2 protein-coding genes are annotated in these 1219 nt (G+C 61.5%); both read left to right on the top strand.

The window, feature by feature from the left end; translation table 11 throughout:
• The first annotated feature begins 52 nt into the window (after positions 1 to 52).
• A complete protein-coding gene (locus EV684_RS23870; RefSeq protein ID WP_132649837.1) occupies positions 53 to 415 on the top strand; it encodes a transposase in 363 nt (120 codons plus the stop codon).
• On the top strand, positions 367 to 1219 hold an 853-nt coding region (locus EV684_RS23865; RefSeq protein ID WP_165908587.1), incomplete at its 3' end, for an IS3 family transposase. The genes EV684_RS23870 and EV684_RS23865, both read left to right, overlap by 49 nt.

The raw sequence follows: 1219 nt of genomic DNA, 5'->3' as shown, positions 1-1219 counted from the left end.
GGGACCTTGTTTCACTCTGGTGGACACTCCGACCTAACCGAAGGAGTTGCACATGGGTATGCCGGGGCCGCAGATGGTCAAGCGGTATGGATTGGAGTTCAAGCTGGCGGCGGTGGAGTTGTCCAGCGCGCCTGGGGTGTTGATCAAGGACGTGGCGGAGTCCCTGTGCATCCACCCGTTCATGTTGTCGAAATGGCGCAAGCAGGTGCGCGATGGAGTGCTCGTGGGTGATGCGCCGAAACTCGATGCGGAGTCTGTTGGAGAGCTTCAGCGGCTGCGCGAGGTTGAGCAGAAGTACAAGCGCCTGCAGATGGAGCATGACCTCTTAAAAAAAGCCATCCGGTTTGCTTCGGATCGAAAGCGGAAATCTTCGCCTTCATCGCGGCAAACCGGAAAACCTACAGCGTCCAAGTGATGTGTGCGCACCTTCGGGTCAGCCGTTCAGGCTACTACGCGTGGACGCGGCGCGAGCCCAGCAAGCGAGCCGTAAAGGAAGCCGAACTGATCGACCACGTGCGTCGCATCCACGCGGCTAGCCGCGGGTACTACGGCAGCCCGCGCATCCGGCATGCGCTGCGCCACGAAGGCCTCACGGTGGCGCGCAGCACCGTCGCGCGGGTCATGCGGCGAGCGCAGTTGCAAGGCCGCAGCGCGCGCCTGTATCGGCGCTCGCGCGTGGGACAGCGGGCCTTCTTCACCAGCATCGCCAACCGTCAGCGGGGCGTGAAACTCGAGCGCCTGAACCAGATCTGGGTAGGCGACGTGACGTACCTGAGGCTCAACGGCCACTGGCGTTACCTGGCTGTAGTGATGGACAAGCATTCGAGGCGGATCATCGGCTGGAGCCTGGGTTCGCAGCGTGACGCGGCGCTGACCCTCGAAGCCTTCAATCATGCCTGGCGAGGTCGCAAGCCCGAGAGCGGACTGATATTTCACAGCGACCGTGGCATCGAGTACGCGGCACATCAGTACCGCCAGAAGCTACAGCAGCACGGTGTCGTGCAAAGCATGAATCGACCGGGCAAGATGAACGACAACGCGCATATGGAGTCGTTCTTCCACTCGATGAAGAGCGAGCATCTGTACGGGCAGAAGCCGGCCGACGAGGTGGCGCTGCGGAACTCGCTGCTCAGCTACATCCAGTTCTACAACCAGCAGCGGCTACATTCGTCGATCGGATACCTGTCGCCTGCAGGCTTCGAGCGGAGCCTTGTTTCAT

It is taken from the genome of Rubrivivax gelatinosus, assembly GCF_004340905.1.
Lineage (GTDB): Bacteria > Pseudomonadota > Gammaproteobacteria > Burkholderiales > Burkholderiaceae_C > Rubrivivax > Rubrivivax gelatinosus.
Note: the sequence above shows the minus strand (reverse complement) of the source record. Positions and strands in the feature narration are given on the sequence as shown.